The organism is Saccharicrinis sp. 156 (genome assembly GCF_050589685.1).
GTDB lineage: Bacteria > Bacteroidota > Bacteroidia > Bacteroidales > Marinilabiliaceae > Saccharicrinis.
In genome coordinates this window covers 18,671-33,152 of record NZ_JBNGOS010000031.1, presented here as the reverse complement: position 1 = coordinate 33,152, position 14,482 = coordinate 18,671, and the positions used below count along the sequence as shown (strand labels likewise).

At 37.7% G+C, this 14,482-nt stretch carries 7 protein-coding genes, 1 tRNA gene and 1 pseudogene; 1 reads left to right on the top strand and 8 read right to left on the bottom strand.

Going from position 1 to position 14,482, the window contains the following annotated elements; all coding sequences use genetic code 11:
* Window positions 1-172 precede the first annotated feature (172 nt).
* The 8 genes and pseudogenes from ACRD64_RS18105 to ACRD64_RS18070 form a co-directional block, all read right to left on the bottom strand.
* Complete coding sequence (locus ACRD64_RS18105) at window positions 173-3,007, bottom strand: family 78 glycoside hydrolase catalytic domain (protein ID WP_430934871.1); 2,835 nt, start codon at window positions 3,005-3,007, stop codon at window positions 173-175.
* A 135-nt stretch (window positions 3,008-3,142) separates the two neighbouring features.
* On the bottom strand, window positions 3,143-4,255 hold the full coding sequence (locus ACRD64_RS18100; protein WP_430934870.1) for a glycoside hydrolase family 88/105 protein: 1,113 nt from the start codon (window positions 4,253-4,255) through the stop codon (window positions 3,143-3,145).
* A gap of 96 nt (window positions 4,256-4,351) precedes the next feature.
* The gene (locus ACRD64_RS18095; protein WP_430934869.1) at window positions 4,352-5,881 is read right to left on the bottom strand and encodes a sulfatase; all 1,530 of its coding nucleotides are present in this window, start codon (window positions 5,879-5,881) and stop codon (window positions 4,352-4,354) included.
* 2 nt (window positions 5,882-5,883) lie between these two features.
* On the bottom strand, window positions 5,884-7,617 hold the full coding sequence (locus ACRD64_RS18090; protein ID WP_430934868.1) for a sulfatase family protein: 1,734 nt from the start codon (window positions 7,615-7,617) through the stop codon (window positions 5,884-5,886).
* A 21-nt stretch (window positions 7,618-7,638) separates the two neighbouring features.
* Entirely contained in the window at window positions 7,639-10,332 is a 2,694-nt protein-coding gene (locus ACRD64_RS18085) for a glycoside hydrolase family 2 TIM barrel-domain containing protein (protein ID WP_430934867.1), read from the bottom strand.
* Window positions 10,333-10,816: 484 nt separating this feature from the next.
* Entirely contained in the window at window positions 10,817-11,194 is a 378-nt protein-coding gene (locus ACRD64_RS18080; protein ID WP_430934866.1) for a hypothetical protein, read from the bottom strand.
* Window positions 11,195-11,569: 375 nt separating this feature from the next.
* Window positions 11,570-11,683: pseudogene (locus ACRD64_RS18075) on the bottom strand (hypothetical protein); the annotation flags it as partial.
* 356 nt (window positions 11,684-12,039) lie between these two features.
* A tRNA-Arg gene (locus tag ACRD64_RS18070) sits at window positions 12,040-12,111 on the bottom strand.
* A 509-nt stretch (window positions 12,112-12,620) separates the two neighbouring features.
* Between ACRD64_RS18070 and ACRD64_RS18065 the strand changes: the two genes are divergently transcribed.
* Window positions 12,621-13,829, top strand: a complete 1,209-nt coding sequence (locus tag ACRD64_RS18065) for a glycosyltransferase (protein ID WP_430934865.1) — start codon at window positions 12,621-12,623, stop codon at window positions 13,827-13,829.
* Window positions 13,830-14,482 lie beyond the last annotated feature (653 nt).

Sequence of the window (14,482 nt, the reverse complement as noted above, 5' to 3'; positions counted from 1 at the left end):
GTGCTATTATTTAAATAGTATTTTAGACTTTGATATTGAAAGCATGATTGGATGTACTAATCAAAGTCCCTGAAACAATCAATATATAAAAACCGGGTAAATTTCTTCCTTTACCCGGCTAAACCAATAAAGAACTGATGGATAGTTCTGCTAACAATTATATTAACTTTGTCTATTTTGTATACTTAATTTTGTATGTGCCTGAACCCAATATAACAATAGAGTTATTGACTAATTTAATTTTGTTTTCTTGTTGATATCTCAACCATTCCTCATCATTAACTTTTAATGACTTCAATTCCTCCGCCGCTAACACCAATTTTGCCTTGGTATTAAATGGCACTTCTAATTCCATTGAAAAAGATTCTTGAGTCATATGCCAACTATTAAATATATTTCCATATGGAGTTGGTACATTCACTGTGGTTTCTGTTATTTCCTTTTGAAAGACAGGATTAACGGTAAACTCCTTATAACCTGCAGTGTTATAATCAGTTTTTATTCCTCCTAATGATTCAAAGAAGTAAGCAGCAAACCCACTATGCATCGGATGGTTCAACGAATTGCTCAAGCCTTCCATATCCTCCCAGAAAAATTGACGTTCGGGCCAGGTGGTGAATCCGTAATTCATCACATACGTTTGACTTGGAAAAGTAGGTGTGGTTAATATTTTATGCGCCAACCCGGCCTTACCATATTTATTTAAAACCGTGTAAATATATCGGTTACCATGGATACCTGTGGCATGATGACCTCCTTTTACAGCAACAATATTATAAGCTAGTCCATCTACCACCGTTTCAACTTTCTCATCGGGAACCATTCCAAACTGTAACGCCATCACGGTTGCTGTCTGGCTTCCATACCATAGGTGTGGAGCCATAGGAATGGATTGTAAATACTCAGCATTAAAGGCTTTAAAAAGTGACTCCTGCTCCTCTTTCATTTTAGCCTCAAACGCTGCATCCTTGTTCATGGTAGCAAAAGCTTCCATGATACCAAGAATATCGTAAAAATAAGCATTAGCAGAGACAACCGGATGACACTCCATAGCCAATGGGTTTCTTTTTCTATCCCAACGTGGAGGACACCAGTCTCCCATACCATTATCAATAATACCTTTTTCATTTTTAAAGGTTAGATAATAGTTTGTCAGTTCTTTCATATCCTCGTAATACTCCTTTACTATGGATGAATCGCCGTAATACACGTAGTTGTACCAGGGCAAATATATCGCAGCGATACCCCAATCCAATTTAGCGATGGTAGAGGTTCGTTTTCCTGGTGCAATCATCGTAGGTACCCGGAACTTTTCACCTGACTTATTATTACCATCAACTATTTTTCTTTGCGTTCGGATATCTTCCATATACTTTTTATAGAAATTACCCAACTCGTAGTTATATAAGGCATATTCACAGAAAGCATGAGCATCGCCTAGCCAACCACATTTTTCGCGGTGCGGACAATCTTCCGGTATTCCATGCAAATTATCAACAATAGTCCATTTACTGATGGTATCCATTTTATTCAATAACGGATCCGAACACAAAAAACTTCCTTGCTGTTCAACATCCGTAGCCACTAAAACGGCTTTTATCATTTGGGCATCGGGCTTGGTTGACACACCGGTTATTTCGGCATAACGGAAACCGTGATACGAAAATTTAGGCTCCCAGCTTTCAAGTCCTTTACCCTTGCAGATGTATGTAAACAACTGTGGCATACCGTTGGCTCCCCCACCTGTAGAGCCGGGGTAAATATCTTCTCCTGATTGCGTTAGAGCTTCGGTCGGAGTAATGTTGATCACCTGCCCTTTTTTCTCTTTCACATTAATTTTAACCCAACCAGCAATGTTTTGTCCAAAATCCACAATCCAATTGCCTTTTACAGATTTGAATACTCTTTGAGGTTTTAACTCTTTTAATTTACGAATTGGCGGCATTTGATTGGCACTAACCTTGTTTAGTTTTGGAGAAATGGTTTTTACCTTCGTCCACTTTCTATCGTTAAAATCAAGGGTATTCCATCCGTTAATTTCAAAACGGGCATCGTAAGTATCACCTCCGTAAACATTGTCGAATACAATGGGGCCTGTGGAGTTTTTCCAGTGCTCGTCAGAATAAAACTCATCTTGGGAGTTATCTTCATAAGTAACCTTAATTATCAATCGGGCCGCAGGTGCACCATACGAAAGGTCATTTTCCGACTCAGGGTCTCTTTTCCATGAAATATTTTGCCCATAAAAACCATTCCCAAGAATGATACCGATGGAATTTTTACCCGTTTTAATTTGTTGGGTAACATCATAAGTCACATAATACGCTTGTTTGTCGTAATTTGAAGGGGCAGGATCCAATACATGATCGCCTGTTTTTTCTCCATTGATATACAACTCATAATAACCTAAACCACATATATAAGCACGTGCACTTTTAATTTCTTTTTCAGCATCAATTACATTTCTGAAATAGCCCACAGCTTGACTTGTTAGTTTTATGGGTTCTTTCATTCCTCCGGTTTTGTAATCACGGAAACGATATTCTGAGGAACGGGTGTCTTTACTTAAACTTATCCATTTTGCATTGCCCCAATTAGCATCTTCCATTAAACCAGTTTCAAAACTATTGGCTGCTGACCAATCTGATGCATTACCTTTTTCATCCCAAATTTTTACTTTCCACCAATATTTCTGTGTTGGCAATAATTTGTCTCCTCTGTATTTTACATGAGTAGATTGTGAGCTAATTACTTTACCCGAATTCCAGAGATCGGCATTCTCATCTTTCAACAATTCCATTTCAGAAGCCACCAATACCTGATAAGCCGTTTGTGAGCGATTAAAACCCTCCGCTTTAACCATCCATGACAAAAGTGGATGTTGCCCCTCAATGGCCATTGGATTAGTTTGTGAATTGCAGCTTAGTAATTTAAATTCTAATGGTTGCGCAAAAAAGGGTTTGGAGAGAAACAACAGAATTAAGGTTAACAACTGATTTTTAAACATCACGATTTGTTTTTATTTCTTACTATTTATAGTATAAAACAAAAAAGGAGCCATCTCAATAATAATTTCACCTTAAAAAGGAAAAATTAACATGCCCTTAAAGATGCTCCTTTTTATTATGGTAATTTTATTTTACTATTTCCCTCCTACTAATTTATACACCTCAGAACCTGCACTCAAGAAAGCACCTGTTCCATATACTTCTGTTTTATCAGCCCATGCTTTACCAGGTGCAGCACCAATAGGCTGAACGTATCCTAACATCCCATCTTCTGTGATATGACTTACCAATGATTTCCAGCCTTTGATTACGGCAGGCTCGTACTTCTCTTTATCAAGAATTCCGTTATTAATACCCCAGGCTAAACCGAATATATAAAAGGCAGATCCACTGGTCTCCGGTGTTGGATAATACTTATCGCCCAATAAACTCATAGCCCAGTGACCTTTTTCTGTTTGAATCTCAATTAATCGAGCAGACATTTTCTTAAATATTTTCAAGAAATACTTGTACTCTTTTGATGCAGGATCAAGCTCCTCCATAATGTTTACCAGTCCTCCAAGAACCCATCCGTTACCTCGTCCCCAGAAAATTTTCGTACCGTTATCAAGCTTACCCATGTAACTTTGATCGCGATAATACAAATTCTCTTTTTTATCAAATAAGAAATCGGTAGTTGCCTTGAACTCTTTCATCATAAAATCCAGGTACATTTTATCTCCTGTTTCTTTATATAGCTTTGCCCAAACTGGAGGAGACATAAATAACGCATCACACCAACTCCAACGGTCATGTTTATAATTTTTATTTCCTACCCAATGCAACGATGTTTTTGCCGGATGAAAATAAATATACCTTAGAGCCTCTTTGGTTGGAGCAATCATTTTCTTATCACCATACTTACGATATAACTCTATATACATTTGCCCTACGGTATGATCATCTGCATGGTACATACGCTTGTGCAATTTCCACTCGTTATCTTCAGCAATGCTTTTCATCCACTCCCAATAGGTGTCATCATCAGCCATGTCTGCCCATTTAACCATACCTACATATAAGGCTCCATTGGTCCATGCCAATGGGTGATGTGGCTCTTTTCTATTACTGTAGTTATCGCGAAAATGCTCGATTTGCCAATCAGCCACACGCCTCATGTCATTTTTGATTTCCTCAGGTTTAGGTTTCTGCCCATACGAACTAACGCTCAATACGCTTAATATTAACAATAAGGATAATGTTTTCATAACAGTTTAATTATTATATGTTTAAAAATTTATTATTACTTGTATAAATACAATAAGGCATCCTTCGTAAAAGGACTGTCCATTTTCTCTTTTTCTTTAATGAGCTGCGCCAATAACATGTACTGGTATACCATCTGCCCCATTGGTTCTTTGCTTTTGATCTACAAAATAAGGCTGAAAAGTATAAGAAGAATGAGAATCCCAAATAACATTTTTTGTTGGAAGAAACTGTTTCATCTCCTCTATCTTATTTTTATAATCCGGGTTAGATGCTAAATTCTCCCATTCATTAGGATCTGTTTTGTGGTCGTACAACTCCTGTCCGCCATCTTCGTATTGGATATATCTGAATCCGTTAGCCTTAACACCATGGTTATTCATACCAAAAGTACAAACTGCAAAGGCTTTATCATCCTCTCCTCTGTTCATCATAGCAGAAACCAAACTTCTGCCTTCATTTCTGTCGTAAGCAGGAAGGCCACATAATTCGATAAGCGTAGGGTAAATCGATAACATTTCGGCCGGGGTATCAATGACTTTACCTTTGGGAAGGTTAGGAGCCGCAAACATCAAGGGAGCTTTTGTAGCAGGCTCCCATAAGGCATGTTTGGCAAAAGTTCCTTTTTCTCCCAATCGATATCCATGGTCAGACCATAGTACAATAACGGTATTATCTGCCTTTCCACTTTTTTCAAGGGCATCCAACACTCTTCCCACCTCGTAATCCACAAAACTAACGCAAGCTAAATAAGCTTGAATAATCTTTTTCCACTCGCCTGTTTCTTTTGCCCATTCGGTAGATGGCATCATGGGCAAATCATTTATTTTCAATGCAACAGGGGGAACATCGTCCAAATCATCAGATTTATACGGAGCTACCTGTATTCCTTCAAGTGGATGCATATCAAACCACTTTTGTGGTACATACAATGGCACATGCGGGCGTAAGAATCCAACTCCTAAAAAGAATGGTTTGTCATACTCCCTGTAAATTCTTGCTATTGCCCAGTTAGCAGACTCGTGATCGGGCATTAATGAATCCACCTCGGGGAAAGCCCCCCAATCGGTACTTGTTCTACCATATTTTTTTCTATCCGAATTGCCTCTCCCATCCCAAACAAAACGTTTCTCCGGAAGCGGACCAAAACCTTTTACACGGCCACCTGACTCATCAAATACGCCATCTGGTGCATGGATGTGAAACAACTTACCAATACCCATGGTATGATAACCATTGTTTCTAAAATACTCTGAAAGAAAGACAATGTCCTTTGTCTCTGGCTTATCCTCTCTTCTGATCTTACCGTCAGGAATCATTCCATAAATCCCTGTGGTGGACGGTCGTAAACCCGACATTATTGAAGCCCGCGAAGGACCGCATAAAGGAGCCTGACAATGTGCATTGTTAAATAACACGCCCTTTGAGGCTATACGGTCCATGTTTGGAGTTTTGCTGTTAGAGTACCCACTCATACAACCCAACCAGGTATTTAAATCATCTACTGCAATAAACAATACATTGGGCTTCTGAAGCTCAGCATTACTTGCTTGCTGTTTGCTTTTTGTACCGCATGCCGATAGGATAAAAATACCCAAAAGCACAATGGCGTAATTTATTGTTTTCATACTTAAATTACTTTAAATTCCATTTCCTTACTTGATTTATAGCCAATCCGGTGCGCCTTTACTTTTAAGGTTGCACCTTTGGGCAATGCGATAGGCAATTGGTAAATTGTCCAGGAATTTGGAGCCTTAGCGTTCATTGGAATCACTTTATAACCAATGGATGCCCCGGTAGTGGCACAACTTATTTCAATTTTCCCATTCTTTTCGCTTATAACCGGATCTATTGTTACAGGCTGTACATCTCCGTCCCACAGTTGTTCAATAAGCTCCTTTTCCGGCAGGTTAGGTTGATCACCTATTTCCTGGATCCAACGGTCCATCTCCAATCTCAGTTCAACCAGTTTCTCTTTATACTCAGGAAGACCTGCAATATCATTTACTTCGTGGGGATCGGCCTCACAATCAAACAATTCTTCCATTGGTTTGCTCTTTCGGAACCAAAGGGCCCGGATACTATCAAGCTCTCCTGCATCTCTCAATCGCAATAATTCCTGCATGGTAGGGATTCTTTCGCGATATTTAACCGGCAAGTAATATCCCTGATTCGGACGATAATTGCGAATGTATTTAAATCGCTTATCCCTAACTGCACGAATTGCATCAGTTTCTGCATCAAATCGGTCGGCAGCACCATAAATATAATTTCTTTTTTTTGCTGAAGGATATCTCCCCATAAAGGCTTGCCCCTGCAAATATTCAGGAGGATTTACACCAGCTAAAGAAAGTAATGTGGGTGCAAAATCCACAAAGCTTATCAATTGATCATCAACATCTCCTGCCAATTGCTTTTGCGGGAAACGAATAATCATTGGCGTATTTAAACCCGAATCGTAAATCAAACGTTTTTGACGCGGATAAGGTCCACCATGATCTCCATAAAAAAAGATAATCGTGTTTTCCAATAGTCCGTCATCTTCCAATTGCTTAAGTACAGCACCCACCTGACGATCCATTTCGGCGATGTTGTTATATTCCTTCCAGATATCGCGACGCACCACATCATTGTCGGGCAGATAAGGTGGAATGTCAAATTTTGTTTCTTTCGATAAATGAACAGGTGTTTGCTCTTCTTTCATACGTCCATCTTCCCACTCATATCTTCGGTCGCCAGAATGATAATGTCTGGTTTCTATATGACGATACCCATATGGTTCAAACAATCCCGACTCGTGTGTTTCGGTAAAGTTAAATACGGCATAAAAAGGTTGTCCCTCTTTTCTGTTGCGCCAGTGTGCATATGGACTACATTCATCCCAGGCTGTAAGGGGATGTTTAAACTGATAGTCGGTTTTGTAGTTATTCGTACAATAGTAACCTTGCTTACGAAGCATTTCACTTAACATTTTAACATCGGCAGGAGGAATAGCCTCATAAGCTGGTAATCCGGTTTCTTCAGTATAGGAGTTAACGCGCATATGACTCCCTCCTATACTTGTAGGATACATACCTGTGGCAATGGCACAACGACTTGGAGCACATACTCCTGCCACTGAATAAAGATTTGGGTACCTTATCCCCTCTGAAGCCAGACGACTTAAGTTTGGTGTTTTAATTGTAGAATCGCCAAACGCAGGAATATACGCACTCATATCCTCTGTTACCAGCCAAAGTATATTGGGTTTTTCAGGTAACTGAACTCCGGAATAATCAAGAGATGACTCCTGATTTCTATTGTGATTGCCTTGACATGCCGCAATGGCTATACAAAGCAAGATTGATAATACATTCTTTCGCACTTTATTTTTATTTTATCTTGTTTACAATTTCTTATAAATCTCAATTGCATTTAATACCGGTTCTCCAACCACTTTTTTGAAATCAACAATAATCGGTTCTCCTACTTTAACACTGATTTCCGATTTAAACTTTACAGCTCTATATTCACCATACTGCCCTAATATATCCATCTTATCCAACACTGTTTTATCATTGATTTCCACGGAGAAAGTACGATTGGTAAATTTAGCAACATCGTCACTCTCATCGGTTAAATCATATGGTAAATGCTTAGCTTTTGTTCCTTCCAATTCTGCAAAATGTAGCTTTATTTCATAAACCCCGGCAGGCACATCAAAGCGGTATTGTTCTATTCCGATTAGCTGGGTTTGGTAAATAGGATCATTTGTAGTTCCAGCAATGACTTGTTTTGCACCATAGGGCTGTTGTTTCCTATTTCCCGGTCTTACGTATGGCACTCCTCCAAAATGTCCCCAGCTTCCTTCTTTATATTCTTTGTCAAACATCCATGCCTGATCAATATTATCATCATAAAAGAAACGCTTGTCTCCAACATTTATCGATATTCCCCTTGCAGGAAACTCTTTTAATGAAAGTGGAAGAACATTGATCCGAACCTCTGAAAAATCCTCAACATATTCTGATGACTGATTAATTGCTCTTAACTTATTTATACCATTAATAAAAGGCACATCAAATACAGCAATTGCATCTTCTACGTTTTTTATTCCTAAACTTTTACCATTGACTGTCAGCTCAATTTTATCCTGATTGGAAAATACTTGAACAGGCATGGTTGAAATTCGGGACCCTTCTCTATCCTCAACATTTGTTCGTTGATTCCAGCTTTTGGTAGCGATAGCAATAAATGGATCTTTTAACAACGAAGCCTGATAATAATAAAAAGCATCTTTAGGAGTACGGTCTAAACCAACTAATCCTTTATTGTTGATACTTTGAACTGCATCAACACGGCCTTCTGAATTAAAATCTGCATAATTCCATACATTTGCCCCTGCAATATATGGTTTACTCTTTATGGTATTTAGGTAATGTTTATGTTGTTCTGTACCATACTCATGGGTAAAATCAAAGCGTATTGGTTCTAAGGTATGGAGACGCGGGTCAATACCAGCACCATATTCTGTTATTATTATCGGTTGTTTAACACCTTGCCTAAACTCTTCTAAACGATTTTCGAGTAACTCATACCCTCCACCATACCAACCTAAATAAATATTAAAACCTATAATCTTCGGAATATCGGTTAAACCGGCATCTTTATATTTATCAACATTGTTATGATTAGGAATCATTGTATATCGATATGGATCTTCGGCACGAGTAAGATCCTCTATGCTCTGAGCCAGTTTATTTAAATAGCTGCAATATTTCTGATACCGTTCTTTATCATTTTTATACGGAGGGTGTAGAAGTACTTCGTTCATGTATGCCCAGATCAATAAACTTGGGTGATTGTAATTCTGACGTATCATCTCCAATTGGGCACTTAAACAGTTTTGGGCAAATTCTTCCGATTCTGTTACCGTATCAATGATCGGTGTTTCTGCCGAAGTAATGATTCCCAAACGATCACACAACTCCAGTATAATAGGATCTTGCGGATAATGTGCAATACGCAGAAAATTACTTCCCATAGCTTTCATACGTAATAAGTCCTCGGTATGGATGTGGTCAGGCACAGCATTGCCTATATCTTTAAAATCTTGATGACGGTTAGTTCCTATTAATTTTAAATGCTTACCATTTAAGAAAAATCCTTTTTCTGCATCAAACGAGAACCAATGGAACCCTAATGAATTGATGGATTCATCTATCTTTGCTTTGGTCTTGACATCATAAATCTCGCAAACCACTTTATATAAATTTGGTGCATCCGGAGTCCATAATTGCGGATTGGCTACCGGTTTCATTTGTAAGTCAAATTCATTCGACTTGCCTACCATCAGCTTTAGGGACTTAGATTCGGTATTTACCAACTCATTTTTAGGCCCGTATATTTTTGTAACCAACTTCACTTTTTGTGTTGATGTAGCATCGTTTTTAATCTTTACCTTAAGATTAACATCTCCGCTCTCGGCAGATACATTAGGGGTTGTGATGAATACGCCATTGGCTGCGTAATCCTCCACATTAAAGTGTACTTTTTCTGTTACTACCAGATTTACATCACGGTATACTCCACCAAAAAAGGTAAAATCGGCGTGCAATGGGGGCACATTGGGGTCTTCGCTATTGTCCGCTTTAACCACCACATTAAACGTGGCAAACTCTTTATCCTCATTAAACTCAACATATTTAGAAACCGGTACAACAAAACGTGTAAAACCACCTACATGGCGCTTTGCCAATTGTTTGTTTATGTAAACCTCTGCTACCATAGCAACACCCTCGAAAAACAAGAATACCTGTTTATCCTTATAAGCTGTTGGTATTCTAATTTCCTTGGTATACCATCCTGCACCACGGTAAAAACCTTCATTTTCATCCACCACATCTTTATCGTTCCAGGTATGTGGCAGATCAATTATTTCAGCTTTATCCTGAAGTAATAAAAATTCATTCACGTCAGTAATATTGTTGTCCTTGATGTAATGCCACGATTCGTTTACAGTGTATCGCAATTGCTGTCCACATAGCACGGTTAACATACTAAAAAAGAACGCACAGGTAACACTTAATTTAATTCCCATGATTTACTTATATACTATTCTATTTAAAAACTTACTTTAAGCTCAATACAAATACATCATTTATCAGGCTGAGCTTCTAACTCAAATCCTTTATCCGATATGCTCAATATACTTGTTTTTTCAAGATGCTATTTACAGTTAAACTTTTCATTTTAATGATACTTTAAACAAGTATGCACTTGCTATTACCGTTGTTTTCTGACTTGGAAAGATTACCTGAGCCTCGCATTTAACGGAAACTTTCACTTTGTCTTCATCGAACCCCCTCGTTTGAATGCGGGCATCAATAAGTTTTACTTGTGCAAACAAGCAAGTCCCACATATCAATATCTGAATGATTAATACGTATTTTTTCATAGTTCTTGTGCTACAAATAAGTCATGTCTTTCCATGCAAATTCTTTTATTATTGTCCATTATACTACTTCAATACTAATTTTCACCTCTTTTTTTCATTAACAAAATATGCCATAATAGGCAGCGCTTCAACCCCAGGCACCATCAGGCCTTGATACATTATCACCCCACTCCATTAGTGCTATGCCTGCATCCAGATATTTATGATCTTCAGTAACCTTGGCCATATACAAGAAAGGATAAACAGCGTCCATTAAACGCGTGTGCACATTGCTACACGAAGGACACTCTAACATCCCATGTACATTTGGGTAGGAAGGTTTAACTACTTGAATTTTTATCATTCCATCACACCAATCCATGAGTAATTCGAAGACTAACTTTTTATATTCGGCAGAATGTACAGTATTTTTATTGTGCAAACATGAACTAAGCACGGATGTTGATGAAAATGTTAAACTAATACCTGCCAAAGTTGATACCTGTAAAAAATCTCTTCGCTTCATATGATTAATATTTCCGCTATTTCTAATATACGGGTCCAATTCAAACAGGCATCCAACACTCCAGAAAAAGTCATGCTTCCTGCTGAATCCGGACCGACAATAAGGAAAAGGTTTATCTCATAATCGTTTCTTTTGGGAAATTATATTTCAAAAGACTATACCTACCAAAAGTACATTAGCAATACAAACTTTAATTTCAATAGAATACCAGATTAATGAACATATAATTCAAGTATGAACACATGCACCAAATTGAACTATTTGTTCAACTCTGCAATAATTAACCTAAAGATTAAAAGAATGGAAGTTAGTTTTGTTAAGAGGAAATAAAACAGTAATTACCTATTGTAATTGATGATTATATAAATCAGCTTTTTATGAACGATAATCAAAAATCTGTCTTACCTCATCCCAGTTATTCGGATTTACAAAAATACTGGCAGAAAGTTCAACTCTTTTTTGATTCAATGAAGGTTGGATGTAAATTGGCGTAGTTCCATCTTATCTTTATTTGATCTGCCTTAGCAATAACTTCGCGTAAAACTTCTTAATGCATCTTTTTATGCAGCGGTGACCTGTCCCCAGCCTACTATTAAATTAACAACTTTTCTTTTTCGTTGCAAACACAAACAATATCAAAACAACCAAACAATTCTACTATCATACAACACTTTACCCTAATGTTATATTTCTGGCGACCTATTTTCTGAAAAATATGAATAGGTCACATATCGGTCTCATTTTTCTGCTATTCTGATGCTTTTATATGACTTTTTACAAAACAAAAAAAAGCGCTTAAAACTCTCATTTTAAACGCTTTTTATTACAATTGACATATTGCGAAGTGACCCCTACGGGATTCGAACCCATATCGCTGGAACCGGAATCCAGTATTCTATCCGTTGAACTAAGGGGCCGAATATAGTTAATCATATATGATATGAAAACCATACGTATTCCAACAAAGTCGTGCAAATTTATAAAAAGTTTTCAATTATCAAGATAATACTGAAGTTATAGCATGCATTTAGATTTGACAGTGCAATTTTATTTTGTCTTTTACCAGGATGATATATTAGAGGTACATAATGAGCAATTAAAACAATATAAAAGAAGGTGTTGCCGACACGAGGCATAGCAACGATCGGGTCGGTTGAAGCAACTCAGTGAAACGCCATGTTTTCCAGTAGTTGAATTGCGCAACAGTGTTCTAATGCATATGGCGGGTTTATCATTCTATTGATGTAAGGTTGCGATAGGTTACATTCAAATATTTAAGTCCATCAATCCTTGATCCATTTCATTTTTTTTGCATTCCTCCCTAATATTCGTTAAATTTTAGCTAGCCCAAAATCTTCAGGATCATATATAGCGAATCACAACTGTATTCCTTTGTATATAAAACATTACTTAAAGCATTTTTGCCATGAAACAAATGGAAGATTATTTACCTATTGTAGGGGAAAAAGAGGTATATGAGATTTATCAATTGGCCTCCAGGCTATACGAGAAACACTTGTTACATGTTAATTCTACTTTTATTGGTGGCGGGGTGGCAGAAATCCTTAATAACCTTGTCCCCTTATCGAATGACATTGGATTGGATACAGGGTGGCGCGTTTTACATGGTAATCTTGAATTCTACAATATCACAAAAAAAATGCATAATGGCTTACAAGGTTCCATGGATATTTTGCACGAGGAGGACAAACGCAATTATTTAAATGTGAATTCAAACTTTGCCACATACACTCATTTTGACCATGACTGCATAGTTATCCATGACCCCCAACCACTTTCGTTAATCAAGTATATAAAAAAAAGTCAACCATGGATCTGGCGATGCCATATTGACATTACACATCCGAATCCTGAGTACTGGGAATTTATTAAACCATTTATTCTTCGTTATGATGTAATGATTGTTTCCGCCGAAAAATACAAAAAAAAGGATATCCCGGTAGAACAACGAATAATCCATCCGGCCATTGATCCGCTGGCACCTAAAAACATAGAATTATCCGAGCTACGCTGCAAAAAAATACTGAAAGATGCCGGCATACCTACTGACAAACCCATTATTTCACAGGTTTCAAGGATGGATAAATGGAAAGACCCCGAAGGTGTACTGAATATATTTGAATTAGTAAAAAAACGCATTGACTGTAGATTGCTATACATGTATAACTTGGCTACCGATGATCCGGAAGGTGTAGATATCTTTAACCGAATCAAACAATCGGTTAAAGACTTACCTTTTAAAGATGATATATTGTTCGTATTAGGAAACAATGACTACCTTGTAAATGCAGTTCAGAGGTACTCTGATGTTGTCATACAAAAATCCTTGCGGGAAGGTTTTTGTTTGTGTGTAACGGAAGCCATGTGGAAAGGTACTCCTGTTGTGGCATCAAACGTTGGCGGTATTCCCGTTCAAATAGACGATGGGGAAAATGGTTTTCTCTTTGATCCAAATGATTGCCAAGGCTTTGCGGATTGTATCATAGAGCTGATGCAAAACAAAAAACTCAGCGAAATGATTGGGAAAAGTGCCCGGGATAATATTAAACGTAAATTTTTATTACCTCGTTTGTTGAAAGACTATCTGATTCTGATGCACGATGTATTAAAATAATCCTGAAATTTCCATTTTACGGAATACTGTTGCTTTCTTTACTTAATTCCAGTCACTTAACAAGGTTACTGTTTCAATTGCAGTATTATTTGTGTAACGGTTATGTGTAAGCAAACAAGCATTATATTTTTTCGTTAGTGTCCGACAATAAAACGCTCCTAATAACCTAAAGCTCGTTTGTCTCAAGCCGACGGGCTTTTCATTATTAGTTCACCTCAGTTTTTTATATCTCAACGGTGGTTATGTTTTCAGCTACGCTACAATAGCCTTAGCTGCCAACGAAATACAAATTGCACTGCCATTTGCGGCGCCGCAGACATGAAAAAGCTAAAAATCAGTGCTCTTCGCTACAAGGAAGGAATCTGCCTACCGGCCAGGCAGGCTCACTGCGTTCAAACAGCTCTTACTTTTATTGATTTTTGCTCCGTTCGATAATACCTAAACAAGCATAATATTACACTCACTTATCGCAAAAAATCTTTCTTAACGCTTCGATTACTGATTTTTTAACGCTTTTGCATGAAGGTGGATTAATTACCCAGACAGCATGCTTACTCGTTTAAACCCAATATGCATTAGATAATCTATTACACATTGAAATTGTTTCAAAACAAGACACTCCGCTGCTTCACTTCAACTCACCATAACGATGA